Origin of the sequence: Streptomyces sp. NPDC053048, from assembly GCF_044547045.1 — a bacterium.
GTDB lineage: Bacteria > Actinomycetota > Actinomycetes > Streptomycetales > Streptomycetaceae > Streptomyces.
In genome coordinates this window covers 512,688-537,385 of record NZ_JBITZS010000005.1, presented here as the reverse complement: position 1 = coordinate 537,385, position 24,698 = coordinate 512,688, and the positions used below count along the sequence as shown (strand labels likewise).

General features: G+C 70.2%; 24 protein-coding genes and 1 pseudogene. 18 read left to right on the top strand and 7 right to left on the bottom strand.

Going from position 1 to position 24,698, the window contains the following annotated elements:
• Position 1 precedes the first annotated feature (1 nt).
• The 4 genes from ACIG36_RS16380 to ACIG36_RS16365 all read left to right on the top strand — a co-directional run bounded on the left by ACIG36_RS16380 (position 2) and on the right by ACIG36_RS16365 (position 3,403).
• Positions 2-457, top strand: coding sequence for a nuclear transport factor 2 family protein (locus tag ACIG36_RS16380; RefSeq protein ID WP_399927472.1), 456 nt, complete (start codon positions 2-4; stop codon positions 455-457).
• Positions 458-583: 126 nt separating this feature from the next.
• Entirely contained in the window at positions 584-1,450 is an 867-nt protein-coding gene (locus tag ACIG36_RS16375; RefSeq protein ID WP_399927470.1) for a lysostaphin resistance A-like protein, read from the top strand.
• Positions 1,451-1,502: 52 nt separating this feature from the next.
• Entirely contained in the window at positions 1,503-2,795 is a 1,293-nt protein-coding gene (locus tag ACIG36_RS16370) for a sensor histidine kinase (RefSeq protein WP_399927467.1), read from the top strand.
• A complete protein-coding gene (locus ACIG36_RS16365; RefSeq protein ID WP_399927465.1) occupies positions 2,759-3,403 on the top strand; it encodes a LuxR C-terminal-related transcriptional regulator in 645 nt (214 codons plus the stop codon). The genes ACIG36_RS16370 and ACIG36_RS16365 overlap by 37 nt, the downstream gene beginning before the upstream one ends.
• Here the strand turns inward: ACIG36_RS16365 and ACIG36_RS16360 are convergent.
• On the bottom strand, positions 3,393-4,304 hold the full coding sequence (locus tag ACIG36_RS16360; RefSeq protein ID WP_399927463.1) for a LysR family transcriptional regulator: 912 nt from the start codon (positions 4,302-4,304) through the stop codon (positions 3,393-3,395). The genes ACIG36_RS16365 and ACIG36_RS16360 overlap by 11 nt on opposite strands.
• Before the next feature lie 167 nt (positions 4,305-4,471).
• On the opposite strand from ACIG36_RS16360, the gene ACIG36_RS16355 reads away from it, so the two are divergent.
• Both ACIG36_RS16355 and ACIG36_RS16350 read left to right on the top strand, forming a co-directional pair.
• Positions 4,472-6,064, top strand: coding sequence for an AMP-binding protein (locus tag ACIG36_RS16355; RefSeq protein WP_399927460.1), 1,593 nt, complete (start codon positions 4,472-4,474; stop codon positions 6,062-6,064).
• An 83-nt stretch (positions 6,065-6,147) separates the two neighbouring features.
• Positions 6,148-7,296 (top strand): cation diffusion facilitator family transporter, encoded by a 1,149-nt coding sequence (locus ACIG36_RS16350; RefSeq protein WP_399927457.1) that lies wholly within the window; start codon positions 6,148-6,150, stop codon positions 7,294-7,296.
• A 19-nt stretch (positions 7,297-7,315) separates the two neighbouring features.
• Here ACIG36_RS16350 and ACIG36_RS16345 read toward each other — a convergent pair whose 3' ends face one another.
• Positions 7,316-8,167, bottom strand: coding sequence for a YwqG family protein (locus ACIG36_RS16345; RefSeq protein WP_399927454.1), 852 nt, complete (start codon positions 8,165-8,167; stop codon positions 7,316-7,318).
• 229 nt (positions 8,168-8,396) lie between these two features.
• Here ACIG36_RS16345 and ACIG36_RS16340 point away from each other — a divergent pair, with 229 nt between their 5' ends.
• From ACIG36_RS16340 to ACIG36_RS16315, 6 genes are all read left to right on the top strand, one after another.
• Positions 8,397-9,068, top strand: coding sequence for an NADPH-dependent FMN reductase (locus ACIG36_RS16340; protein WP_399927452.1), 672 nt, complete (start codon positions 8,397-8,399; stop codon positions 9,066-9,068).
• An 84-nt stretch (positions 9,069-9,152) separates the two neighbouring features.
• Positions 9,153-9,431, top strand: coding sequence for an NUDIX hydrolase (locus tag ACIG36_RS16335; RefSeq protein ID WP_399927449.1), 279 nt, complete (start codon positions 9,153-9,155; stop codon positions 9,429-9,431).
• A 24-nt stretch (positions 9,432-9,455) separates the two neighbouring features.
• Positions 9,456-9,659 (top strand): hypothetical protein, encoded by a 204-nt coding sequence (locus ACIG36_RS16330; RefSeq protein WP_399927446.1) that lies wholly within the window; start codon positions 9,456-9,458, stop codon positions 9,657-9,659.
• A gap of 248 nt (positions 9,660-9,907) precedes the next feature.
• Complete coding sequence (locus ACIG36_RS16325; RefSeq protein WP_399927443.1) at positions 9,908-11,050, top strand: acyl-CoA dehydrogenase family protein; 1,143 nt, start codon at positions 9,908-9,910, stop codon at positions 11,048-11,050.
• Positions 11,047-11,313: a MoaD/ThiS family protein gene (locus ACIG36_RS16320; RefSeq protein WP_399927440.1), complete on the top strand. Its 267-nt coding sequence runs from the start codon at positions 11,047-11,049 to the stop codon at positions 11,311-11,313. Before ACIG36_RS16325 ends, ACIG36_RS16320 begins: the two co-directional genes overlap by 4 nt.
• Before the next feature lie 4 nt (positions 11,314-11,317).
• Positions 11,318-12,202, top strand: a complete 885-nt coding sequence (locus tag ACIG36_RS16315; protein ID WP_399927437.1) for a hypothetical protein — start codon at positions 11,318-11,320, stop codon at positions 12,200-12,202.
• Positions 12,203-12,228: 26 nt separating this feature from the next.
• On the opposite strand, the gene ACIG36_RS16310 is transcribed toward ACIG36_RS16315, so the two are convergent.
• Positions 12,229-12,888, bottom strand: coding sequence for a DUF5701 family protein (locus tag ACIG36_RS16310; RefSeq protein WP_399927434.1), 660 nt, complete (start codon positions 12,886-12,888; stop codon positions 12,229-12,231).
• A 122-nt stretch (positions 12,889-13,010) separates the two neighbouring features.
• Here ACIG36_RS16310 and ACIG36_RS16305 point away from each other — a divergent pair, with 122 nt between their 5' ends.
• Positions 13,011-13,670, top strand: a complete 660-nt coding sequence (locus tag ACIG36_RS16305; protein ID WP_399927432.1) for a TetR/AcrR family transcriptional regulator — start codon at positions 13,011-13,013, stop codon at positions 13,668-13,670.
• A gap of 10 nt (positions 13,671-13,680) precedes the next feature.
• Here ACIG36_RS16305 and ACIG36_RS16300 read toward each other — a convergent pair whose 3' ends face one another.
• Positions 13,681-14,844 carry an aminotransferase class I/II-fold pyridoxal phosphate-dependent enzyme gene (locus tag ACIG36_RS16300; RefSeq protein ID WP_399927428.1) on the bottom strand — a complete coding sequence of 388 codons (1,164 nt, stop codon included), beginning with the start codon at positions 14,842-14,844 and terminating at the stop codon, positions 13,681-13,683.
• A gap of 114 nt (positions 14,845-14,958) precedes the next feature.
• Positions 14,959-15,591, bottom strand: a complete 633-nt coding sequence (locus ACIG36_RS16295) for a GNAT family N-acetyltransferase (RefSeq protein ID WP_399927425.1) — start codon at positions 15,589-15,591, stop codon at positions 14,959-14,961.
• 244 nt (positions 15,592-15,835) lie between these two features.
• Here ACIG36_RS16295 and ACIG36_RS16290 point away from each other — a divergent pair, with 244 nt between their 5' ends.
• From ACIG36_RS16290 to ACIG36_RS16280, 3 genes and pseudogenes are all read left to right on the top strand, one after another.
• Entirely contained in the window at positions 15,836-17,755 is a 1,920-nt protein-coding gene (locus ACIG36_RS16290) for an ABC transporter ATP-binding protein (protein ID WP_399927639.1), read from the top strand.
• 93 nt (positions 17,756-17,848) lie between these two features.
• On the top strand, positions 17,849-18,397 hold the full coding sequence (locus tag ACIG36_RS16285; protein WP_399927424.1) for a hypothetical protein: 549 nt from the start codon (positions 17,849-17,851) through the stop codon (positions 18,395-18,397).
• Between the two features lie 196 nt (positions 18,398-18,593).
• Positions 18,594-19,163: pseudogene (locus ACIG36_RS16280) on the top strand (SAM-dependent methyltransferase); the annotation flags it as partial.
• Positions 19,164-19,358: 195 nt separating this feature from the next.
• On the opposite strand, the gene ACIG36_RS16275 reads toward ACIG36_RS16280, so the two are convergent.
• The gene (locus ACIG36_RS16275; RefSeq protein ID WP_399927421.1) at positions 19,359-20,210 is read right to left on the bottom strand and encodes an SAM-dependent methyltransferase; all 852 of its coding nucleotides are present in this window, start codon (positions 20,208-20,210) and stop codon (positions 19,359-19,361) included.
• 111 nt (positions 20,211-20,321) lie between these two features.
• A complete protein-coding gene (locus ACIG36_RS16270) occupies positions 20,322-21,191 on the bottom strand; it encodes a DMT family transporter (protein ID WP_399927417.1) in 870 nt (289 codons plus the stop codon).
• 163 nt (positions 21,192-21,354) lie between these two features.
• Between ACIG36_RS16270 and ACIG36_RS16265 the strand changes: the two genes are divergently transcribed.
• Together ACIG36_RS16265 and ACIG36_RS16260 are read left to right on the top strand one after the other, a co-directional pair.
• A complete protein-coding gene (locus ACIG36_RS16265; protein WP_399927415.1) occupies positions 21,355-22,470 on the top strand; it encodes a LamG-like jellyroll fold domain-containing protein in 1,116 nt (371 codons plus the stop codon).
• Between the two features lie 27 nt (positions 22,471-22,497).
• Positions 22,498-24,639, top strand: coding sequence for a hypothetical protein (locus tag ACIG36_RS16260; protein ID WP_399927412.1), 2,142 nt, complete (start codon positions 22,498-22,500; stop codon positions 24,637-24,639).
• The last annotated feature ends 59 nt before the right edge of the window (positions 24,640-24,698 follow it).

Below are 24,698 nucleotides of genomic sequence, written 5' to 3'. Positions count from 1 at the left end.
GATGACTCCAGGAACGGCCGTCACGCGCGAGGACATCCTCCGCAGGAACGCGGAGGTCGTCGCGGCACACATGGAACGGGAGGCCGGCGATCTCGACGCGGCCATGGCCCTCTACACCGACGACGTGGTGTGGGAGGTGCCCTCCCGCGGCGTCGTCCTGCGCGGCACGGACCGGATCAAGGCCCACTACCGCGCCCTCTTCCGGTCGCTGACCATCCACTCGGCGGTCCGGCTGCGCCAAGTGGTCACCGAGGAATGGGTCTTCGACGACCAACTGCTCCGCGTCACACTCGTCGACACCCGCATCCCCGGCCTCTCCTTCCCGACCGGAACGCGCCTGTCCGTCCGCAAGCTGGCCGCCTTCCAGTTGCGCGACGGCCTGATCTGCAGGGAGATCTCCCACGAGAGCTGGCGCCCCGTCGGCAGCCCGAACGACCGCGACGACATCCCCGACTGACGGCCGGGGGGTGGACCTGGGTACACCCCCACTCGGTTGCCAGGTGCAGTGGCCGTGGCCTCCTCGACCGGCATCGTCGTCGACAGCGGATCAGCGCATCCGACCGACTGACGAGGGCTGAACGGCATGGCGAAGAACCACCACGACCCGATCACGGTGATACCGGACCGCGAGCGACGGAAACGGGAAGCTTCTCCTGACCGGCACCGGGTACTGCCGAAGACGAGCGTGTTCGTCGCAGGCGCAGTCCTGTTCGTCGCGGTGACGTTCGTGGGCGCCGGGGCGCTGGGCGCGGTGCAACCGGCGACCGGAATACCCGGGGAGGTCGTCCAGCTGACCCAGTTCGGGCCGGCTCTCGGGGTGGCGGCCGTCGCGTTGTTCCGGCCGGCGAGTGTCCGCTCGCTGCTCGCCGGGGCCTTCCGGAGCAGCCACGGTGGCGGGGGCCGTGGCAGCGGACTTCCCCTGCTCGCCACCGCACTGCTGATCATCACCTGCTGCGTCACCGCCAGTGGCATCGCCACCGGGGACGTCCGGTTCACGCCCCCGAGCGAGCTGCACCATCCGTTCGCGCTGATCGTCGTGGCGCAGCTGATCGGTGCGTGCGGCGAGGAGATCGGTTGGCGTTGCTTTCTGCAGCCGCTGCTGCGAACCCGGTTCGGCCCGCTCACGTCCTCGATCGTCGTCGGGGTCCTCTGGGGGGTGTGGCACGTGCAGGTCTTCGCCCAGAACCCGGCTTACGCGGGTGGATTCCTGCTGGGGGCCGTGTCGATGTCGGTGGTGATGGGGACGGCCCTGGAGCGGCTGCGTTCGTCCCGGCTGCTGTGGGCCGGCGGATTCCACACCTTGATCAACCTCGGCATGCTGCTGTTCATGGACGAGGAGTCCGGTGCGGTCCTGCCCATGGTGCTGTTCGGAGTGTCATGCCTGCCGGCGGCGCTGTTCTGGGGCAGGAGGGCACCGTCTAGGATCGATGTGATCTTGGACAGTAAGTGATGAGGCAGCGGTTGGCAGCGACATCGGCAGCGATACCGGCAGGGATATCGCAGTGATATCGGCGGTCTCCCGCGCCTGCCGTGCCGCCGGCCGCTGCCAGCTGGCGAGTCTGCTGGCCGTGGCGGTGTCCGCGGTCGGCGCGCTCGTGGTCCTCGCCGTGCTCCTGCTGCCGGTCGGCGCCGGATTCCGGCTGCTCCCGCTCGCCGCCACCGCTCTGCGCGCCTTGTCCGACCGTTCCCGCTCACGGGCGGCCCGCTGGGCGGGCGTCCACATCAGCCCGCCCGAACCCTTGGCCGTCGGCCGTACCCGGAAGGGTCGCGCGGCGGCCGGGGCGGTCCTCGCCGACGAGGGGTTCTGGCGCGATCTGCTGTGGGCCTGGGCGGAGCCGGTGGTCGGAGGGCTCCTGGTCGCCGTGCCCCTCGCCCTCATCGAGTACGGGGCGTTCGGGGTGCTGGTGCAGCCGTTCGTCTGGCGGCTCATCGACGACGGCAACTGGTACGCGTTCATCCCCGTCCACAGCACGGCGACGATGCTCGCCTCCGCGCTGCTGGGCCTCGCCTTCATGGTCTGCGGCGCGTGCCTCGCACCCGCCGTCCTCCGGTCGCACGCACGGTGGAGCCGACTGCTGCTGTCGGCGCCGCGCGGTACCGAACTCGCCCGCCGTATCGAGCAGCTCACCGACACACGCGCCGAGGCACTGGACGTCCAGGCCGCCGAGCTGCGCCGCATCGAACGGGACCTGCACGACGGCGCGCAGGCGCGCCTCGTGGCGCTGGGCATGACGCTGGACAGCGCCACACGTCTGCTGGACACCGACCCGGCCCGTGCCCGCAAGCTGCTGCTGGAGGTCCGTGAGACCTCCGCACGGGCCCTGGAGGACCTTCGCGAACTGGTCCGGGGCATCCATCCCCCCGTCCTGGCCGACCGGGGACTGGGGGACGCCGTCCGGTCCCTGGCCCTCGACAGCTTCCTCGACGTCCACGTCGACGCCCGACTGCCCGTCCGGCTCCCCTCCCCGCTCGAATCCGCCGCCTACTTCGCGGTCAGCGAGCTGCTCACCAACGCGGCGAAGCACTCGGGCGCCCGCGACGTCCACGTCCACATCGCTCTGGAACGCTCGGAGGAACCGCTTCCGGAAGGCGAGGGGGCATGGCTGCGGATCACGGTCACCGACGACGGCCGCGGCGGCGCCGACGCGTCCCGGGGGACCGGGCTGCTCGGCGTCCGGCGGCGGTTGGCTACCTTCGACGGGACCCTCGCCCTGCACAGCCCCCAGGGCGGGCCGACCACCGTGACGATGGAGATTCCGTGCGCGTTGTCCTTGCCGAAGACCTCTTCCTGTTGAGGGACGGACTGGTCCGCACCCTCCAGGAGCACGGCTGCGACGTGGTGGCGGCGGTGGACAACGGCCCGTCCTTGCTGAAAGCCCTGGTCGAGGAGGAGCCGGACGTCGCGGTGGTCGACGTCCGGCTGCCGCCGACCTTCACCGACGAGGGTCTGCAAGCCGCCCTCGAAGCCCGTCGCAAGCGACCGGGCCTGCCCGTCCTCGTCCTCTCCCAGTACGTCGACCAGCTGTACGCCAACGAGCTGCTGGCCGGAGGCGACGGCGGCGTCGGCTACCTGCTCAAGGACCGGGTCACCCACACCGACCAGTTCATCGACGCGGTCCGCCGGGTCGCCGGCGGCGGCACGGTGATGGACCCGCAGGTCATCGCCAAGCTGCTGGCGCGCAGCGACGCCCGGGGCACGACAGGCAGCCTGACCCCGCGCGAGCGCGACGTGCTCGAGCTCATGGCCGAGGGAAGGTCGAACGCGGCCATCGCGAGCGCCCTGCACTTCAGCGAGAGTGCCGTGGCCAAGCACACCGCGAGCATCTTCGCCAAGCTCCGCATCGACTCGTCCCCCGAGACCAATCGCCGCGTCCTCGCCGTGCTGGCCTACCTCAAGCGCTGAGATTCCGGTGTGCGGCCTGCGCGGCAAGGCGGCGGAAGTACGGGAGGGCGAAGTCGCCGAAGCCGCGGGCCGCGGAGGAGAGATAGGCGTCCTTGTGCCGTACGAGCGACAGCACCCGGTGGCAGCCGGGCGCCTCCAGCCGCGCCCAGCCGACCGACGGGCGGCCACCGAAGACCCGCGCCATCGACGGGAGCAGGGTGACGCCCAGCCCCGCGGCGACGAGATCGAGTACGGCGCCCGGTTCGTTCCCCTCGCAGACGACCGTGGGCCGGATCCCCGCCTGGGCGAAGAGACGGTCGGCCAGCACGCGTTGCCAGTGCCCCTGGGACGGCGCGATGAAGGGTTCCCCCTCGAGCTCGGCCACCTCGACCCGTTCCCGCCCGGCGAGCCGGTGCCCGGCCGGCACGGCGAGGAGTACGTCCTCCCGTAGCAGCTCCACCGACGTCAGCGTCGGCCCCGCGAGCGGCTGCGAGGCGATGCAGAAGTCGACTTCGCGGGTGCGGAGCAGATAGGCCATCGAGTCGGTGGCCGACTGGCGCAGCCGGACGGCGACGCCGGGACGGGCCTCACGGAACCCGGCGAGCAGTCCGGTCAGGGTCAGCAGCGTCTCGGCGGCCACTGTCACGCTGTCACTTTCCGTGCCGGCCGCTTCGGCCAGTTCCCGGCGGCCGTCCTCCAGTTCGCCCAGGGCGCGCTCGACGCGGTGCAGAAACGCGGAACCGTGCTGGTTGAGCCGGATGCGCCGGCCGCGGCGGTCGAAGAGCGGCACGCCCAGTTCGGCTTCCAGCCGTGCGATGGTCCGGCTGACCGAGGGCTGGGCGACGCGCAGTTCCTCGGCCGCCCTGCTGATGTGCTCATGGCGCGCGACGACCTGAAAGCAGCGCAACGACAGCAGATCCATCCGCCGTGACCTCCACCCCTCATAACCAGAAGAGCATCTTCACATGCCGGAACTGGTCTTGGACCGCATGAACGAACCCCTCATAGCCTCCCCGTACGCCCGCATTCGCGCCCGCACAGCCCACACGGCTCACAAGCCCACACGGCCCACACAGAGGAGAAAGCCCCATGGCCGAGAACGCGCACGAACGGTACGAGAGTTACGCGGAAACGATCCTGCGTGTGCTCGCGAGCTCGCCCGAGCGGCCCGCGCTGATCACGGCGGAGGGCCGTACGGTACGGGCCGGGGAGCTGTGCGACGGCGTCCGGCGTGCGGCGGCGGAGCTGGCGGCACGGGGCATCGGCCGCGGAAGCACCGTCTCGCTCCTCACCGGCAACCAACCCGAGGCGCTCCTCGCGCGCTACGCGACGAACCTCCTCGGCGCCCGTGTCGTCTTCCTCGGCGAGGGCATGGCTCCGGAGGTGCAGGCGCGGATCGTCACCAGTGTCGGGACGGCGATGCTGCTCGTAGCCCCCGCCGCCCGCTCAGCCGCCGAGGCGCTGATCGCCCGCCTCCCGATCGTCCCCGACGTCCTCACCCTCGGCCCCGCCTCCTTCGGCGAGGACCTGATCGCACACGCGGCGGCCCGCTCGCCCGAGACGTTCGCGGGCGCCGTGCGTCCGGAGGACGACTGGTGCGTCAAGTTCACCGGAGGCACCACCGGAATCCCCAAGGGCGTTCAGATGGCACACGGCCCCTACCGGCACATGCTGACCCAGCGGGCGGACAGGATCCGGGCAGACCAGACCGGGGCAGACAGGAGCCGGGCCGATGCGCGGCCGCCTCGTCTCCTCGTCTGCACCCCTCTCGCCCACATGGCGGGAATCGTGGCCGACATCGTGCTCCTGGCCGGCGGCACGGTCGTCCTCCAGCACCCGTTCGACGCCGGCGACGTGCTCGCCGCGCTCGGGCGGGAGCACATCACCGACCTGTGGCTGCTGCCTCCGCTGCTGTACGAACTGCTCGACCACCCGGACCTCCCCTCGACGGACGTATCCGCCCTGCGCCGCGTCTTCTACGGCGGGACATCGGTGTCGGCGCGCAGGCTGCGCGAGGCGAACGAGGCCTTCGGCCCCGTCCTGCACGGCTGGTACGGGCAGACCGAGGCGGGCAACATCGCCGAAACGCTGCCTGACGAGCACGCCGTGACGGGACCGGGCGGCCGCCCCACGGCGGGCCGCGCCGCCCCCGGTGCCGACATCGAGATCCGCGCCGCCGACGGAACGGTTCTGCCGCCCGGGGAAGCAGGCGAGATCCATGTCCGCACCCCGATGATGATGAGCGGCTACTGGCAGCAGCCCGAGCTGACCGCGCACGTCCTGCGCGACGGCTGGATCCGCACCGGGGACGTCGGCTGCCTCGACGCCGACGGATACCTCTACCTCCTCGACCGGCTCAAGGACATCGTCGTCGTGGTGGGCGGCCACGTCTATCCGGCAGAACTGGAACAACTGCTGCTCACCCACCCCGCCGTCGCGCGCTGCGCGGTGTTCGGTGTCAGCCGCGAGGACGGCAACGAGGAAGTCCACGCCGCGATCGTGTCGGCGGAGGGCCACGAGGTGGGGAGCGAGCTGGTCCGGGAGTTCGTCAGGGAGCACAAGGGGGCGATGTACGTGCCGCGTGCGGTCCATGTGGTGGACGCCATTCCGCTCACCGACATCGGCAAGCCGGACAAGAAGCGCCTCCGCGCGACCGTGGGACGGACCACGGGCAGGGCGTAGCCGGAATGCGAGGGCATCGCACCTGCTCAGCGGACGTATGACGGTTGTAGCCGCAATCGAATCCATGTGCCACGGTGAGGTGTATGGAGGGGAAACCGCACCAGCGGCACGATCCGAATGCCTCCCGGCCGGCCCGCCTGCGGCAGCGGCTCGCCCACCTCGTCGCGCCTCACGGACCTCACGGACACGGACCTCACGGACACGGACCTCACGGACACGGACCTCACGGATACGGGTCTCACGGACATGACGCCGCCGACAAGGTCGATGCGGCGATGGAGACCTCACGGGAGGGCATGCGCACGCTCTGGGTCTCCCTGGCCGCCCTGGGCGTCACGGCCGCTGTGCAGGGCGTGATCGTCGCTGTCTCGGGATCGGTGGCGCTGCTGGGCGACACGATCCACAACGCTGCCGACGCCCTGACCGCCGTCCCGCTGGGGATCGCGTTCGTGCTCGGCCGACGGGCGGCGAACCGGCGGTACACGTACGGCTACGGCCGGGCCGAGGACCTGGCGGGCGTCGTCATCGTCGTGACCATCGCCGCGTCCGCTGCCCTGGCCGCGTACACGGCCGTCGACCGGCTGCTCAGCCCTCGCGACATCGCCCATCCGTGGGCGGTCTGCGGTGCGGCGCTCGTCGGCTTCGCCGGCAACGAGTGGGTGGCCCGCTACCGCGTCCGGACCGGCCGCCGCATCGGCTCCGCGGCGCTGGTCGCCGACGGCCTGCACGCCCGCGCGGACGGCTTCACGTCGCTGGCCGTCCTGCTGGGCGCGGGCGGCACCGCCCTCGGCCGGCGGGCCGCCGACCCTGTCGTCGGACTGCTCATCACGTTCGCCATCCTGACGGTCGTGGGGGCCGCCGCCCGTGAGGTCTACCGTCGCCTGATGGACTGTGTCGACCCCGGCCTCGTCTCCACCGCCCACACGGCCCTGCGTGGCGTGGAGGGCGTACTCGGCACCGGTCAGGTGCGGATGCGGTGGATCGGCCACGCCCTGCGCGCCGAGGCCGACATCGTCGTCGCCCCGCACCTGACCGTCGTCGCGGCCCACCGCATCGCCGTGGCCGCCGAGCACGCCCTGATCCACGCCGTACCGCACCTGACCGCCGCGACCGTGCACACCGACCACATCCCCGTCGGAGACGACCCGCACGCCGCTCTCGCCCACCACACCGCCCGTCAGACCGGGCGACCGGACGCTCCTGCGTGCGGGCCGTCGGTGCGGATACGGTGACGACGCGGGCACCCGCTGATCAGCTGCACTGCCAGGTGAACATGGCGCGGTCGAAGCGGCGTGCGGCGAGGTCTTCGGGGCGTATGAGCCAGTACAGGGAACCGCAGTCGCCCCACATCATGCCGGCGTCGTCGTCCGAGCCGAACTGGGCGAGCAGCACCCAGCGCAGCGCCTCCTCGTTGATGCGGGGGTCGTTGCGCGGCGGGTTGCCCAGCGCGCCACAGGCGACTTCCGTTTCCACGTCGTCCTGCGCCGGGTCGGCATGACCCCCTACGCTGTGCCCGGCACCCGGGAGGTCCCACAGGGCCTCCCGGAAGTCCTCGTCCCACACAGGGTGGTCATCGGCCATCGGAGCGAACTCCCGGTAGACCACCGGATGCCAGGGATAAGGGGCCGTCGTCTCCACGCGTGCCGCCAGCCGTACCTCGGCGTAGGGCCGGATCCCCGCCGGCGCCGCCCGTTCGACCAGAGGGACCCCCGCCGGTACGTACACCACGCGCGCCGCCGCCCAGCTGTCGGGCTCGTAGGGCGAGACCTCGGCCCGGCCGTCGTCCAGCTGCCCGTCGAAGTAGAAGAAGGCCAGTGTGCCGTCCGTCGGCAGGGCGATGTCGAGAGCGGCGGAGGGGAGTGCGGCGCAGTCGAGGGACGCGATGAAGGACAGCGGACCGTGCCCCTCCCACACGGGCCACTCCTCGCCCACAGGCAGCTCCGGCAACCCGCCGAGCCGGCCGACGACCGTGTCCGCGCTCGAATCGCTGGCCTTCTCCAGCCCCAGACCCGGCCGCAGCAGTCCGATCCACCGCTCGGCAATCCCGGCGGGCAGGTGTTCGCGGGCGAGCGCGTGCAGCGCGTCGGTGGTGCTCTCAGTCATGGGTCGATGATGCACGGGACCACTGACAACGGACCGCCCAGGCAACGGACCGCCCAGGCGTGGGCAACGGACTGCCCACCGGCGCCGGCACGCCGGACGCGCGCAGGGCGGGTGGGTGCCCGACGCCTGTCCGGAGCTTCCTGACTCGCCGTCCGGAGGCTGCCCGGCCATCATGGCCAACGGAGCACCGTCACGGCGTGTGCGCCGGGGAGCACGAGGAGGCCCTGCCATGACACCCACTGCCGATGCCGGTGCCGCACCACCGCCCATGCGCCTGCTCGTCCTCGGCGCCTCGCTGCGCGCCGGCTCGCTGAACACGCGTCTGGCCACGCTGGTCACCCGGCTGATCGAGGAGGCGGGCGCGGTCGTCGACCGTGCCCGCCTCAAGGACTTTCCCATGCCGGTCTACGACGGCGACGACGAGGACACCGGCGGCATCCCCGAGGGCGCGCTCGCCCTCCGGGACCGCCTCCAGGCCTGTGACGCCTTCGTCATCGCCTCCCCCGAGTACAACGCCTCCCTGCCCGGCGGCCTGAAGAACGCGATCGACTGGGTCTCCCGCATCCGCCCCCAGCCCTTCAAGGACAAACAGGCCCTCCTCGTCTCCGCCTCCCCGTCCATGGTCGGCGGCAACCGCGGCCTGTGGTCGCTGCGCATCCCCCTCGAACACCTGGGCACCCGCCTCTACCCCGACATGTTCAGCCTCGCCGCCGCCCACCAGGCCTTCACGGACGACGGCGACCTGACGAACACCTCCCTGCACCAGCGCCTGACCGAGACGGTCGCCGACTTCCTCCACCTGGTCGAAGCCGACACACGCTATGTGTGCCTGCGCCGCCGCTGGTACGAGTTCCTCGGCGACCACACGGACGCTCAGGTCACCCAACGCGCCGAGGACTGACGGGAGACGATCGCGCCCGGAATCCAGCCCGTTCTTCTGGGCATGGCTGTGGTGGCAGGCCACGAGCGAAGGAGAGGGCACGAGATGGGGAAGCGGAAGCTACCGATGGCGCCGGCCGAGTACGTCCGGACACGGCCGAAGGTCACCGTGTCGGCGTCGGTGCTGATGACGGTGGGGCCGGACCGGCCCGTGATGCTGCAATCGGTGTTCGAGGGCACGGGCTGGCAGTTCCCGGGCGGGAACTCGGACGACGGAGAGGACCCGCGCACCACGGCGCTCCGTGAGGCCGAAGAGGAGACCGGGCTGCGGGTGCGAGGGCCGATGAACCTGCTCCTGCTCGAGTACCGGCACCCCCAGGCCTAGAAGGGCTGGCCGCTCGGCAAGATCGTGTGCGTCTTCGACGGCGGCACGATCAGCGATGCGGAGTTCCGGTCGATCCGGCTGGACCCGGAGGAGCACGACCGGTGTCTGGCTCTCGAATGGGAGGGGTGGGTGACCGAGGCCGACGCTCGGCGCGCTCAGCTCCTGGGTTCGTTGCAGCGCGCTCGCCTGATGGGACGCACCGAATACCTGGTGAACGGCTCGCGATAGAGCCTCTCCTCGGCCGGTCGCCGCCGACCGCCGGCCGGGTCGCTCCCGCCCCCTCCCTCACCAGAAGCGCAGGCATCACCATGCGCCCCCCGAACGCGCTCTCGGCGCGCGAGAGGAACTGGCTCCGCGCCGGCACCTCTGGCGCCCGGTCGTTCGCCCTGTGCACATGGGTGACGTGACTACACACTGAGAGCCGTAGGCCAGTGGCTCGCGACAACGGCGAGCGTGCACGGGGAGAGAGTTCCGCCATGCGTGTGAACGAGGACGACGTCGCCGGATTGGTCCGGTCGCGGTGGGGCGACCTGCTGGCGGAGATCGGGGAGGGGGCGGTCGACCGGTACGCCGAGGGCATCCCCGTCCCCAGGCGTGCCTTCGCCGACGCCGGTGCCCTGGGACTGCAGGCCTTCCCGCTTCCCACCGGCGTGGCCGGCGAGGACGCCGACGCCGTGACCTGGGGGCGGGCACTGGAGGAGATCGGGTACCTGTGTGCGGACCCGGCGTTCCCCGTTGTCGTCAGCATCCACACAGGTGTCGCGAGCCTGCTGTGTGCGACGGGCAGCACCCACCTCGTCCACACCTACGCGCTACCGATCAGCCGCGGGGAGTGCTTGCCCGCGCTGGCCTTCTCCGAGGGCACGGATCTGCTCTCGATGCGCACGCGGCTCACCCCGTCCGGGCCGGACTTCCTGCTGTCCGGCAGGAAGGACTTCATCACCGGCGGTCTGCTCGCGGACGTCTTCCTCACCTACGCGTCCGACGAGTACGGCGACTTGGTGGCCTGCCTGGTGGCGTCGGACGAGGACGGCGTCGAGGTCCGCCCGGCGCAGGCCGCCGGCTTCCGGACGGCCGGCGCGGCGTCCGTGACCTTCGAGAACGTGCGGATCCCGGCCGACCGCGTCATCGCGTCGGCCGACGGGTTGAGCCACGCGCAGCAGTACCTGAACGCCCGCCGCGTCGCCATCGCGGCGTTCACGGCCGGTCAGATGCGCCGCCTGCTGGAGGGCACGGTGGCACGGCTCCGCGACAGCGTTCGCTACGGACAGACGCTGATGGACCTGCCCAATGTGCAGGCGGCCGTCGGCCGGATGTACGTCGCCGTCGAAGCCTCCCGCGCGATCGTCCACCGAGCACTGTCCCGGCTCGACGCGGGAGACGGCGACCCCGTCTTCGACCCGGTGGTCTCCGCCGCCAAGCACCACGTCACCGAACAGGCGCTGGCCGTCCTGAACGAAGCGTTCCGAGTCCTAGGCGGGCACGCCTACTACGGCGACCCCCGCTACGGCATGTTCCTGCGCGAGGCCTTCGGGCTTCTCGCGGGCGCGGGCACCCAGGACCTCCTCGAGATCAACATCGGCATGTGTGCAGCACAGAAAGGCAAGAGTCCCACGTGATCCTCCGATTCAGCGGCATCATGCTGCGTCTGGTGAACTACGAGCGCACCGTCCAGGTCGAGGCCACCACCCTTGGTACCGCCCTGGAACAACTCGAAGGCCGCCACCCGCAGATCCGGCAGGTCCTTCGCGACGCGAACGGGCAGATCCGCCGGAGCCACCAGCTCTTCCTCAACGGCGAACGGGTCGCCAGACCGGATCTCGGCATGCCACTGGAGGAAGCCGACCAGGTGGAATTCCTGACCGCCATCGCGGGTGGCTGACGCGATGAATGACGCCCGTGAGTCCGCCGTCCGCGAGTCCGCCGCCCGTGAGTCCGTCTTCCGCGAGCCCCTGTACACCACTCAGTTCAGTCCACTGCAACTACGGCCGCGGGCCCTCCTCGATCTGGCCGCCAACGGGTTCGCCCGCTGGCTGGCCGAGCACCTGACGCCGTTCCCGCACCTCCTGCACAAGCATCGGACCGCGGTCGTCGTCCGCATCGCCCGCATCGACCACGAGGCGCCCGACCTGCGCTTCGCGGACGCTTCCTGGCTCGACGTCCGGGTGCGGGTGGCCACCGGTGGTTCGGGGGAGTGGCTCGTACTGAGCCTGGCCTACGAGGCCGAGGGCCGCGTCGCCGCCCGAGCCCGCCTCGTCATGCGGGTGCTCAGCGTCGCCGAGCCCGAGAGCCTCGCCGCTCAGCCCGGCGCGCTCCCACCGGAGCTCCTCGCGGAGTTCACCGAGGGCGAGCGCCTGCCGTCGGACGAGTTCCGCGAACAGGCCCGCATCCGGCAACCGTTCGACCTGGGGGCGGACCTCTTCGCGCCGCAGGAGTGGGAGACGACCCTCTCCCGGAGTCAGTGCGAAGTGGCCGACCAGTGGTCGTTCATCGAGATGATCGAGCTCGCGACGAGTGCCCGTGAGCGCCTCTTCGCCGTCACCGACCCCGCCCTGCCCGCCGACACCGTGCGGCCCGCCGTGCGAGCACCGGTCCGCAGTCTCGTCGCGTTCTTCCAGCGCCCCATGTTCGTCTTCGACGCCTGCCGCACCGTCACCCGCGCCTATCACGCGCGGCAGGACGGCCGGACCGTCTTCCGGCACGACATCGGCCATGCCGGCGCGGCCCGGACGCCCGGTCTGCGGGTGTGGGAACTGCTCGACGAGGCCTGAGGCGGAGGCCCCGGTGAGGCGGGGACCTAGCCGCCCACGGCCCGGGAGCCGGCCGAGGCCATGCCGAGCCAGGTGTGCGGGTTGCCCTCCCAGCACCAGCCGAGCTTCGGGGCCTTCTGGCTGATCCAGATCGCCGGAACCCTGCGGTCGCCGCACCGCGAACCGCCCAGGGAGAAGCACTTGTTCTTGACGAGCGCCTGCGGGAAGTGGGTGACCAGCGCGATTCCCTCCTCGATGGTGAGCAGGGTGCGGCTCCTCCCGGCAATGACGTTCATGGCGTCGTGGGGTACGACGCCGCAGAACTCCTCCCCGCGTTCGACGTCGAACAGCAGATAGGCGTCCTGCTCCGGAAGGCCCGTCTCCTTGGTCGCGACGAACCGTTCCAGGGAGCCGGGCTCGAAGGAGCGGTCGACGAAACCGGGCAGGCGCCCGCCGTGCAGGGTGGTGCGCGGCATCGTCTCCTCGATCGGTGCCACGTTCCGCGTGACGACCAGCAGGAAAGGCACGCGGCCGGCCTCCGGGTCGTACGGGCCGGAGGGGGCCGTGGCGGCGCGGGAGCGCAGTGGCGCGACCAGGGCGCTGAACCGTTCCGCGTCGAGGCCGGATATCGCCGGGTACCCAAGGTCGATCAGGTTGCGGACCTGGCGGTCGAACTCGGCTCCACCGTCGTAATCGGTCTCGGTCAAGGTTGTCCCTTCGTCCTGTGCGGGTGCCGGTGCACCCCAGCAAAATTTACGTCAGAGGTAAATTTACGCACGACGCAAGCGAGGTTGTCAATATAAAAGTACGACCGGGGTAAGATTTCTTCATGGGTATCGAGTCGAGCACCACTGCAGGCCCCACGGCCATGGGCCTGCGTGAGGTCAAGAAGCGCGAGACGCGGCAGCTGATCTCCGACCGGGCGACCGAGCTCTTCATCGAGCACGGCTTCGAGCGCACCACCATCGCCGAGATCGCCGCCGCGGCCCGCGTCGCCAAGAAGACGGTGACCAACTACTTCCCGCGCAAGGAGGATCTGGCCTTCGACCACCAGGACGAGTTCGTCGCCGGTCTGGCCCGTACCGTCGCCGCCCGCGAACCGGGCGAATCCGCCCTCTCGGCGCTGCGACGCGCCTTCCTGTCCGCCGTCGCCGAACAGAACCCCGTCGCCGGTTTCGCCGGCCCGGAGTTCACCCGCATGATCGCGGAGAGTCCCACCCTCTCGACCTGCCTGCGCGGCCTGCACGACCAGCGCGAGGACGCCCTGGCCGTCGCCCTCGCCGAGGCCACCGATGCCTCTCCGGGCGACATCACCCCTCGTACGGCCGCGTCCCTGGTCGGCGGCGTCCACCGCGTCCTGTTCCGCCGCATCCAGGACCTCACCCTCGCGGGCCGCACGAACTCCGAGATCGCCTCGGTCCTCGCAGAGGAGGCCACCCGGGCCTTCGCGCTCCTCGAACCGGCTCTCGCCGACTACGCCCGCGCTTGAGCCGTCCCGTTCACCAGTCGACGGCCGCTATGCGGCGTACCGCCTCGCGGATCAGGTCGGTGCGGGCGCATACGGTCAGGCGGACGTAGCCCTCGCCACCGGGGCCGAAGCCGCTGCCGGGAATGGACAGGACGTGGGCCTCCTCCAGCAGCCGCTTCGCGAAGCCCTCGCTGTCGTGGCCCCTCGGGCAGCGGACCAGACAGTAGAACGTGGCGTGCGGGCGCAGTATCCGCAGGCCGGCGTCCTCGAGCCCGTCGCACAGCAGCCGCATGCGCTGGTGGTAGACGGAACGGAGGTGCTCGGGATAGCCGGTGGTGTCGTTGAGCGCGGTGACGGCGGCATGCTGGATCGCCCCGAACGTGCCGGAATCGGTGTGCGACTTCACGGTCCGCAGCGCGTCGACGACCGCCGCGTTGCCGGCGGCGAAGCCCACGCGCCAGCCCGGCATGTTGTACGTCTTCGACAGCGAGTGGAACTCTATCCCGCACTCCAGCGCACCCGGCGCCGCAAGGAACGAGGGCGGAGGCGCGCAGTCGTAGTAGATCTCGCTGTACGCGGAGTCCGAGGCCACGACGATGTCGTAGCGGAGCGCGAACTCCGCCAGTTCCCCGAAGAATTCGGCGGTGGCGAGCGCCGCGGTCGGGTTGTTCGGGTAGCAGACCCAGAACAGTTTGGCCCGGCGGGCGGCGTCGGCGGGTACGGCCGCCAGGTCGGGCAGGAAGCCGTTCTCCTCGCGCAGCGGGACGCGGACCACCTCCGCCCCGCACCACCGGGCCCAGGTGGCGTACACCGGGTAGGCCGGGTCGGGCACCAGCACCACGTCGCCCGGCTCCGCGTACGCCATCGTCAGATGGGCCATCGCTTCCTTGCTGCCCAGCGTGACCACCACATCGGCCCCGGCGTCGACCCGGACGCCGAAACGGCGGCCCAGGTACCCGGCGGCCGCCTCGCGCAGCGCCGGAGTGCCCGGGTAGGGCGGGTAGCGGTGTGCGCCCGGGTCGCGCACGGCCTGGCGCATCGCCTGCACGATGTGCAGTGGCGTCGGCAGGTCGCAGTCTCCCACCCCGAGCGGCACCGGCGCCACGCCGTCCTGCTCGGCGAGCGCGCGGGCCCGGTCGGCGAAGGAGAACAGGTAGTCCTCTGTCTGCACGAGGCGTTCCGCACGGCCGGGCACGCGAGCCTCCTCTTCGCCGGGGCGGGCGGAAGCCACTGCCGCTGCCGCTTCCGCCTCGGCCACCCCGGCATCGTGCCCCGTAGCCGGGGCCCGGCGCGAGAGGGCCTCGGGCCCCTATGGCCTGTAGACGCATGCCGCCAGCGCGGCGTGCGCCTTCCAGCCCAGCGACTCGTACAGCGCCCGTCCTTCGTCGGTCGCGCCCAGGACGCCGAGGGTCGCGCCCTCGGCCGACGCGCGGTCGGCGAGGGTGCGCATCACGAAGCCGCCCAGGCCGCGGCGGCGGTGGGCCTCGGCGGTCTCGACGCGGTCGACGACCGTGGCCTCCCCGAGGACGGCCATCTGCCCCTTGGCGGCGCGTTCGCCGGCCGCGTCGTACACCTGGACGTAGGTGACGCCGTCGCGGGTCTCCACGGTCGTGGTGAACCCCGCGGGCAGCACGGGGTCGGTCGCCTGCAGGTCCGTGGCCATCAGGTGACCGGTCTCGACCCGGTCCACCACCCAGCCGGCGGGGAGCCAGGGCTCCACCTCCTCCGGGTCCATCGGCGCTTTTAGCCAGGTGTTCGGAACGGTCACCGAGGCGGCGGCCCGGCGTATCGCGGACCCGCTGGTGTCCGTCAGGACGTGGCGCCCCCGGTGTTCCGGCAGGCCCACCTCGATGTAGTGCCCCCAGGGCCGTTCGCTCGGCGCCGGCGTGCCTCGTGACACGGCCCAGCCCGCCACCCACGTGTCGACCAGTTCCGGAATCATCGAACCCTCCCCAAGAGGTAGCCATTCACTGAGTAATAGTCACATGCTGCATGCACACCTTACGTTGGATGCGGGGGCGCGGCATCCCGTTATTCGCGCGCCGGGCCGCTCCGGCGCTCCCGCACCGCGCCACCGCGCTCCCGAAGCCGCCGTGTCCTTCGCCCGCCGGGGTCCGTTGGGCACTGGGTGTCTTCAACCCGGCACCCGATCCGACGACGGACGGGAGGGGTCGCTCGTGGTGGACATGGCGAAGAGCGAGGAGCAGAGCGGGCGAAGCAGACGGAGAAGCAAACAGGCGCCCGGAGCCCCGGGAGCGCTGCCGTTCCCGGAACCGGCGGAGATCGCGCACCGGTTCGTATCGACGCGATCGGCGTTCGACGGCACGTCGTTCGTCCGGCTGGCCGCCAGGATTCCGGCGCTGCTCCGGCAGATCTGGCGGATGGCGTGGCGCATCCAGCGGCGCGACGTCCTGGTGCTGTTCGGCTGCCAGGCGGCCTCCGGAATCGCGGCGGCCGTGGTGCTGGCCGCCACCGCGAAGGCCATGGTGCCCCTCCTCGGCGGCGGTCCGGTGTCGGACCGCGTGGCCGAGGCCATGCCCGCCCTGATCGTGGTGGCCGTCGCGGCCGGACTGGGCCGCGTCGCCTACGGGATGGCGTCATGGGCCGTGGCCCGCCTCAAGCCCCGCCTTCTGACGGCCGCAGATCTGGAGCTGGTCGAGTCGCTGATGGCCGTGGAGCTGTCGGCCTTCAACCGTCCGGGCTTCGCCGACGAACACGACGCCGCCGAGACCGGCGTCGTGCGCTGCGACCGGATGCTGTACGACGCGCAGGCGTTCATGGCCGCGCTCATCCGCCTCGTCGCGGCGTTCGGCGTGCTCACCGTACTGCACCCGCTGATGCTGCCGGTGCTCGTGCTGGCCGTGGTGCCCTCGGGGACGGGCGCGGTGATGGAGGCGAGGGTCGAGCACCGTACCCATTTCGCGAACTCCGGGGGCCGCGCCGTCAAGAGCATGATGCGCTGGCACGTGACGACGTCCAAGCTGGCCCCGGAGGTGCGCGGCAACCGCATGCGCTGGTACCTCGCCTTCTGGTACCGCACGATCTCCAGCCGGCTCGACGCCCGCAGCGTCACGGCCGCGGGCAGGCAACTGCGGATCAACCTGTGGTCGGCCGTCGGCGGCGGGGTGTGCCTGACCGGGGCCTGGAGCATGCTGCTGTGGCTGACCGTCAGCGGGCGGGTGTCCCTGGCGGTGTCGGCGACGGCCGTGCTCGCGGTGCGCACCGCCCTGGCGAACCTGACGAACGTGGTGCACTACTGCACGTCGCTGTTCCACTCGACGCTGTTCCTCGGGGACTGGAAGCGGTTCGTGGACTGGACCAAGGAGCTCGAGGCCCGGCGGGGCGCGCTGGAGGCCCCCGCACCGGACACGATCCGCCTCGACTGCGTGTCCTACTCCTACCCGGGCAAGACCCGCCCCGCCGTGGAGGACCTGAGCCTCACGCTGCACCGGGGCGAGGTCGTGGCCGTCGTGGGGGAGAACGGTTCGGGGAAGTCCACGCTCGTCCAGCTGCTCACCGGGCTGTTCACCGCCGACAAGGGCACCGTGACCTGGGACGGAGTGGACCTCGCGGCCGCCGATCCCGACACGGTGTGGGCACGCACCGGCCTGGTGCCGCAGTTCTTCGCGAACTGGCCGCTGTCGGTGCGCGAGAACGTCACCCTCGGCCAGCCCCTCACCGTCGACGACGGCCCGGTGTGGCGCGCGCTGGAGCGCGTCGGCATGCGTGAAGCGGTCGAGGAGCTGCCCGACGGGCTGGACACCCTGCTGGCCAAGGAGCTGTGGGGCGGAGTGGACCTCTCCGGTGGCCAGTGGCAGCGCATCGCCTGCGCCCGCGCGCTCTACCGCCGCCCGGCCGTCCTCGTGCTGGACGAGCCGACCTCGGAGATGGACGCGCGGGGCGAGCACCAGGTCTTCACCGAGGTCAAGACCATCGCATCGGACCGGATCACGGTCGTGGTCACGCACCGCCTCGAGAACACCAAGGTCGCGGACCGGATCATCGTGATGGAGAAGGGCGGCGTCATCGAGCAGGGCACGTTCGAGACGCTGGTCAAGGCCGGCGGGCTGTTCCAGGAGCTGTACGAGCTGAGCCAGGACCGCTGAGCCGTCGTCGTGCGGAAGGTGCTCCTCATGCTCCTCCGAGGGCGTGCGTACCCTGTACGGGATTCACCCCCGACCCCCAGAGGAGCACCATCCGTGAGCCGGCCCGCGGTCCCCGATCCGACCTGGTGGCTGGCGGACCCTGGCAGCTGGGAACTGCTTGCGTTCGACGGCGGATACGACAGTGAGGGAATTCCCTACGACACCGCCTGGCAGGACCGCCAAGCCGTTCTCGCCATGCTGATGGGGCGGCCGGGAGCCGGCCTTGGCTACGGGAACTTCGCGCGATACCTCCTGGAACAGGAAATCCGCTTTCACCGCAATGCCTGGGGCTACAGCAACCGCATCGGCATGGCGGCCCTGCTCGTGGCCGAACAACGGCGGCTCGAGGACGTCTGGCTGCTGTGGGAGGCGAAGGCCGCGAGCTTCGACACCTACTGCGGACTGCCCGAGGTCCTCCTCATCGGCAACGGCCTCGCGCGGACGACGTCGTACGTGCGGGACAGCGACCGTCCCCAGCGGGACAGGCTTCTCGAATACCTCGGCACATTGCCCCCGACGGTCACGGACGACGTCGTCGCGGAGAAAGTGACCCGGCTTCGGCAGCGCTACCGCGAGATGGGCGACACCGCTCCGGGCGACTGAGCGCGGCACGGCCGCCGCGTGAATGTCCGCTTTCCGCGCCCCGTTCCACGCCCGGGTGTGCGCCGTCGCGGGGGAATTCACGGGTGCGAGCCACGGGAGGTCCGTCCGCCGACGTGCCTTTCGAGTTGTGCGTGGGTAGTCAGAAGTCCTGATTGCCCTACGCGGAACGCCGATTCGGCCGCCGCGCCGCCTCCTGATGGGACCAGTGCGCGGCGCATGTCGGGGGAGAGGGACAAGGAGGCGTCCCGTGACGCCTTTGAACACGCGCACGCGTGCATTGACGGAAGCCTGCGGAACCGCGCGGCTGTGGTGGAGCTATCGAGCGGCAGGACCCGTGGTTCTCCTCCTTCTCCTCGCCCGCTTCGTGGTGCTGCCGAGACGCGCGTTGCTGCGAGCCGCGTCCGCCCTGCGAGGCGACGTCCTCTCACTCGGCTGCGGTCACGGAATGCTCGAGCGGCAGATCGCGGCGTCCAACGCCGGGGTCTTCGTCTTCGGATACGACCTCAGCCGGCGGAGGGTGACCGCGGCCAGGAGGGCGCTCGGGCCCGGCGAGCGGGTGCGGTTCGACGTCGCGGACGTGCGCGAACTGCCGCGCAGGCTCCGCTTCGACGCCGTCCTGTGCCGCGACCTGCTGCGCCACCTGGAGCCCGGCGTCCGGACCGAGCTGCTGAAACGGCTCTCCGACCGCATCCGCCCCGGCGGGCGACTGATCGTCGAGGACGCCACGGAACCCTGGTGGCAGCGCCGGGGGAACGACTGGAAGCACTGGCGGGACTGCCTGGTCGTGGCACGGGCCGGCACCGCGCCCACCGCTTCCGAAGCCGTGGTCGAGACCCTGACCGCCCTGGGCTTCAGCGTCGAGAGCTCCCTGCGGGTCTCGCGGTGGCGGCCGCTCTGCTCGCGCTACCTGCTCACGGCGACGATGCGGACGGATCCGACGGGTCCGACGGATCCGGACGTCCTACGGGCGACGGGTGCCGCTGAGGATGCCCCAGCGCAGCCGCCGGTCGCGGGTCGCGTCCACCCACAGGGGCAGGTTCTCGAGCAGGCGGTCGACGTAGGCGGGGCTGATGATGCCACGGAGTTCCGTCGCCCGTGAGGTGGTCTCCTCGGTCAGCCGGGCGTAGTGGGTCGTCAACTGATCGGTCAGGTCGTCGAATTCGACGTCGGCCAGACCGAGCTCGGTGAGCCGGCCGCGGTAGAAGGCGGGAGTGGCCAGCGCGTCCACGCCGAGGCGGGAGACGGCCGGACGGATCGTGTCGGGCGGGGTGTCCTCGGCGGCCATGATGTCGGTGAAGGCCAGCGCGCCGCCGGGTTTGAGGACGCGTGCCGCCTCGCTCAGCACCCTGTTCCGGTCGTCGCTGTGGCAGAAGGCCTCCAGTGAGCACACCGCGTCGAACTGGCCGTCGGCGTGCGGGATGTCGTGGAAGGAGCCGGTGACGACCTCGATGAGACCGTCCAGCCCGCGGTCGACGTTGGCCCGGTGATGACGTTCGTTCTGCGCCGCGCTGAGATTGAGCGCGACGACGCGACAGCCGAACGTACCGGCGAGGTACCGGGCGGTCCCGCCGTATCCGGACCCCAGGTCCAGGACGGACCGTCCGGGTGAGAGGTGGTCCTCGAGCCGGGCAGCCAGACGTTCGACGGTGCGCCGGGAGGCGTCCGCGATCGGCTCCCGCGCGTGAGCGTAGATGCCGGTGTGGATGTCCTCTCCGCCCCATACGGCGTCGTAGAACGCGTCGACGTCGCCGGAGTCGTAGTAACGGCGCGTCGCGTCCTCGCCCGTGCCAGCGGTGGTGGCGTCATTGCTCATGCGCGCTCCTCTCATGTGTCACCTGTCACCTGGAACTCACAGGGCCCTGCAATTGCGCGACCAGCCTTGCCGTGGACGCGGGGGCGGGCCCAGCGGCAATCAGGCCAAGATTCATGTGGCAGCTGTCTCCGGGCTCTCCGTGTCGACCCTGGGCAGGATCAGCACCCCCCAGGTCACCAGCACCGCCCCGACACCCTCCGGGATCAGCCACCATCCGGCGCGTACGCGCTCGCCGTAGACCAGGATGCCGAGAGCCAGGCTCACCAGGGCCTCGCCCAGGGTGAGGGCCGGCTGGGAGGCCACCAGGGGACCGGACTCCATGGCGTTGGCCAGGAGGAACAACGAGCACGCGCCCGCCGCCACAAAGCCGTACGTCTGCCAGGAGGCGAGGAAGGCGCCACCGCCGTGCTCGTCGAACGTGGTGGTCGCCGACTTCATCAAGGTGGCGGTCAGGGCGTAGCCGATCGCCGAGGCGCAGCTGAACAGCGCCGCCCGCGCCTTTCCCCTGGGCCGTGGCAGCGCCGCCGCCACGCAGAGTGCCATGGCGCCCCCCGTGGCGATCAGGGTCAGGGCCCATATTCCGGGGGAGACCTCGGTGTGTCCTCCGTACGGGGCGGCCGTGGCCAGGGCCAGCCCGAGCCCGGCGGCGACCATGACGGCGGCCGCCCAGCCCTCGGCGGGCAGCCGCCGCCGGGACACCGCGCAGGCGATCAGGAGGGTGAAGGGCAGTTCGGTGACCAGGATGGGCTGCACGAGCGAGAGCGAGCCCAGGGTCAGGGCCAGCGCCTGACAGGCGGCCGCACCGACGATCACGGCGATGCCGCCCAGCCACGCCGGACTGTGCACGAGGTGCCGGACCAGCCGGACGCTGAAGGCGTCGCCGGGAGGCACGGTCTTCGCGGCCACACGCTGCAGCACCGTGCCCGTGGCGTTGCCCACGGCCGCCAGCAGGGCGAACAGCGCGGAGAGCAGGCCTGCCACGGGCGGATCCTCCGTTCGGAGTGCCGGGTGATTGCCACCGCGGCGCGGTGGTGGGGAAGCGCAGGCATGGCAATCGCACTAAACTGAGTGAAGATCCGTTCTTCGCACGCGCCTCCTCCCGGCATCAACAGTTGCACAGGTCCGACAGGGGACGGCGATCGCGATGGCCGATCTGTGGGAACTCATTCTTCATCACACATACGCCGGCACGCCGGGTTCGGCTTTCGACCTTTCACCCGGTCGCGGGGGCCATGGCACGTCAGTCGGTCATGTCGACTACTTCGACGACGGTGCCACAGCGGGATCCGGCGCGATATCCGTTCAGGATGAAAACAGTGCGATCGAGGTGCAGTGCGGAAAGAACTGGGACACGCTCGACGCGGTTCGTGGCGAGGTCAGATTTCGCCAGGACCCGTCCCCTGATCCCAGTTACTTCCAGACGCTGGTTGCCTGCCAATGGTTCGAGGTGATGACGTACGGGCTCACGTACGACGAGGTATCGGCACGGAATCTTTGGGTCCGATTTCTCGGTCACACTCCCCAAAAGGTCGTCCTGCTGCAGGGACTTGTGATTCCTTACGGAAAGTGGATCACCGTGGGATTCATGTACGACGGCCGGTCGAGGATCGAGATGTCGGTCGACGGTCACATCGTCAGAAGTGCCACCGGAGCGTACGCGCCGGTGCCGGGCGGCCCGTCGACAGTGATCACCATCGGAAACAGCCTGGACAACGTGGGGGTGACCGGCTTCCTCCTGAGCGGGCAGATCGACGAGGTCAAGCTCTGGCGGCGGAACCCGCACCGGATGGGGGACGAGTTCCTGGGCCGCCCCATGGATGCGGACACCGCGGACTGCTGGGCCCGGTGGGGACGCGCTGTCGGCGAGTGGCTGCGCCGGAACCCGGATTGCGCTGAGCAACTGAAGGCGCTGCTCGATCTGCTCGACGAGACACTGAGGACCGTCGGATCGATATCCGACCCGCAGGTCCGAGCCCGCATCGAGAATGCCGTGGTGCAGTATCGCGGCTTGTGGAGTGCCGGGCAGGTGAACAATCCGGCGATGACCGGGGTACTCCTCGAGATCGTCGATGCGCTTCGCACGGCAGGGGTGGACGTCGAACCGGCGCTCGGGCGGATCACCGGATCGGACTGCTGGAAGCGCCTGCTCAAGGAAGTTCCGGAGCCCGGGTGCGACAGGGATCTCGTCGCCGTCCTCGGCGCGACGGCACAGCAGGTGGCTGCCGCCCGGAAGAACCTGCGTCGTCCGACGACGGGATGAGAGTGACGACGGGATGAGAGTGCCGCCATGACGCGCAACAATCTGACCTCGAACAGTAACAACACTCCGTCCACCACGTACACCACCGCGTCGTTCGTGCCGACGCAGGGCAGGCTCGTGCTCGCATTCGTCATGAGCGGTGGTCCCGCCGGTGGCTACGTCCCGCCAGCGACTCCCACGGCGGCCGACACGAGCGGACTGACCTGGAATCCCATCGGGTCCGGTAGGTCCGGTGGTGGGAGCAGAGTCCAGCTCACAGGATTCCGGGCGATGAGCTCAAGCGCCGTCGGGCCGAGGACTCTCACGTTTACTTTTCCCACACACCAGGGGTTCTGTGCCTGGTCGGTCTTCGAGTACGACGGGGTCGACACGAGCGGCACCAACGGTTCAGGTGCCGTCGCCGGCCCTTCCTCGCACTCCTACCCAACGGGTACGACGGTCGATTCCGGGCGCACCCCGACGGACAGGATTACGGTCGGCGCGATCGCACTGGATGAGGCCGTCACCTCCATTGCCACAGGAACCGGCGCCGACCAGATACACAAGGAATCGTCAACAGGCTTCGCAAGCGGCAAGGGGCTGCTCCAGACGCAGGAACGCCCCGCTTCCGCTTCGCAGAGCCTTCGTTGGACCTGGAGTCCGCCGGCAAACGCGGCCACGCTGATACTGGAGCTGAGGGCAGCCACGGCCGGACCGCCCGATTCGGACAGGGAACTGCTGCGCCAGTTCGAACCAATCCTGTTCATGTACCCCCAGGAGAGCTTCTTCCCCTCCGATGCCAAGCGATACATCGAACACTGCGCACTATGGAAGGCGCGGGCCCCGTTCGATGTGAAGGACGCCTGGGGAGAAGCCGGCTCGTTCCCGCGCTCCCCGATGATTCCGCGCGACAAGATCTCCGCGTCGCCGGGCGAACCGGGAACCCCTCTCGACTCGCCGGACAATCTCGTCGACACGGCTGCCGAGGAACGCTTTCTCGAACTCGGCGGCTGGAAGGACAAGTTGGAAGCGGCCCAGCAGGGCGTCACATCCACGAGCGTGCATCCCTATGCGGATCGGGGCCAGATATTCGCGCGTTACAACTCAGTTACCGAGTTGAAGGACAGTCAAAATTGGTATCACGGAGAGGTGTTCGATGCCGTACGACTGAGAACGCTGCTGCAAACAGTCCCCGAAAAAGACATCCTCCTTCCCATCCTTTCCGGGATGAAAAACCCCAAGCTGGTGTGCTATTACCTGTTCTATCCCGCGCACGAGCAAACGAGTCGCCTCACGGGAACCCCATGCGACAACGTAGAGGAACGCGAAGTCGGCGCTTGCGGCGGCGCGTGGGCATGCATCGCGCTGATGCTTGAACGGGAGGACGACAATGCGTCGTACGCACCCTCGTACATCGGCTTCACGGGAGAGCGGATAATCCCGGCCATCGACTCCACAGTGAGAAGGCCCCACGCGTTCGACGACGCGGAACGCATCAGCCTCACCGTCGAGCGTTGGCAGCCGGCCGGGGTGTCCCCGGTCCTTCCGGAAGTCGTGTCGAACCATCCACGCATTCATGTGGCCCGCGGTTCGCACAGCATGAGTATGACCCCCGGCGTTCAGTTGGGCTTGCCGTATCAGGACGGGATCGAGCCACAGGTCTGCGGGAAATACGACACGGCTTCGCTGATTCCGCCGAACCCTGAGAAACCCACCTTCCTGGAGGACCTCGCCGTGGTGATCGCGAAGATGGCCGCCGGCGGACTGCTGCATCCCATAGGTGCTGTGGTCGGATTCTTCGCCGGCGTGGCAGAGCGCTTCGAGGGCGGCCTGACTTTGGTCGGCGAGCACGACCGGGCGATCGACGACCCCGAATACCCGGCTGCCGGAAGTGGACGCACCATCAAGCCCGCGGACGTCAACCTCCCGGAATTCGGCAACGACGTCAAGGACTGGACGAGCCGCGAGTTCGACGACGCCCAAGGCCGCCACTACGACTTCGTGGTCGACAGGTCCAAGCAGAAGTGGTGGCCCGGAGATCCTGGGACTCCGCCGAGTGGCTTCCACGGCCGCTGGGGCCCGAGAGTCGAGAACGACCCGCTCGGCCGCCGAGCAGGAATGCGGTTCCCCGACTTCTGGAAGATGTTCTTCCTCGCCATTGCGGACGGCAAGGCGAAATCACAGCTTTGACAACCGGTTGGTCGGCGCCAGGGCAGGCACCATGAGGTGGGTTTGGTGCCGGCGGCCGT

What these genes read in the sequence shown, in the direction of transcription:
- ACIG36_RS16380 (WP_399927472.1), top strand. Translation starts at nt 2, where the DNA reads ATGACTCCAGGAACGGCCGTCACGCGCGAGGACATCCTCCGCAGGAAC.
- ACIG36_RS16375 (WP_399927470.1), top strand. Translation starts at nt 584, where the DNA reads ATGGCGAAGAACCACCACGACCCGATCACGGTGATACCGGACCGCGAG.
- ACIG36_RS16360 (WP_399927463.1), bottom strand. Translation starts at nt 4,304, where the DNA reads ATGGATCTGCTGTCGTTGCGCTGCTTTCAGGTCGTCGCGCGCCATGAG.
- ACIG36_RS16355 (WP_399927460.1), top strand. Translation starts at nt 4,472, where the DNA reads ATGGCCGAGAACGCGCACGAACGGTACGAGAGTTACGCGGAAACGATC.
- ACIG36_RS16350 (WP_399927457.1), top strand. Translation starts at nt 6,148, where the DNA reads ATGGAGGGGAAACCGCACCAGCGGCACGATCCGAATGCCTCCCGGCCG.
- ACIG36_RS16345 (WP_399927454.1), bottom strand. Translation starts at nt 8,167, where the DNA reads ATGACTGAGAGCACCACCGACGCGCTGCACGCGCTCGCCCGCGAACAC.
- ACIG36_RS16340 (WP_399927452.1), top strand. Translation starts at nt 8,397, where the DNA reads ATGACACCCACTGCCGATGCCGGTGCCGCACCACCGCCCATGCGCCTG.
- ACIG36_RS16335 (WP_399927449.1), top strand. Translation starts at nt 9,153, where the DNA reads ATGGGGAAGCGGAAGCTACCGATGGCGCCGGCCGAGTACGTCCGGACA.
- ACIG36_RS16325 (WP_399927443.1), top strand. Translation starts at nt 9,908, where the DNA reads ATGCGTGTGAACGAGGACGACGTCGCCGGATTGGTCCGGTCGCGGTGG.
- ACIG36_RS16315 (WP_399927437.1), top strand. Translation starts at nt 11,318, where the DNA reads ATGAATGACGCCCGTGAGTCCGCCGTCCGCGAGTCCGCCGCCCGTGAG.
- ACIG36_RS16305 (WP_399927432.1), top strand. Translation starts at nt 13,011, where the DNA reads ATGGGTATCGAGTCGAGCACCACTGCAGGCCCCACGGCCATGGGCCTG.
- ACIG36_RS16295 (WP_399927425.1), bottom strand. Translation starts at nt 15,591, where the DNA reads ATGATTCCGGAACTGGTCGACACGTGGGTGGCGGGCTGGGCCGTGTCA.
- ACIG36_RS16290 (WP_399927639.1), top strand. Translation starts at nt 15,836, where the DNA reads ATGGCGAAGAGCGAGGAGCAGAGCGGGCGAAGCAGACGGAGAAGCAAA.
- ACIG36_RS16275 (WP_399927421.1), bottom strand. Translation starts at nt 20,210, where the DNA reads ATGAGCAATGACGCCACCACCGCTGGCACGGGCGAGGACGCGACGCGC.
- ACIG36_RS16265 (WP_399927415.1), top strand. Translation starts at nt 21,355, where the DNA reads ATGGCCGATCTGTGGGAACTCATTCTTCATCACACATACGCCGGCACG.
- ACIG36_RS16260 (WP_399927412.1), top strand. Translation starts at nt 22,498, where the DNA reads ATGACGCGCAACAATCTGACCTCGAACAGTAACAACACTCCGTCCACC.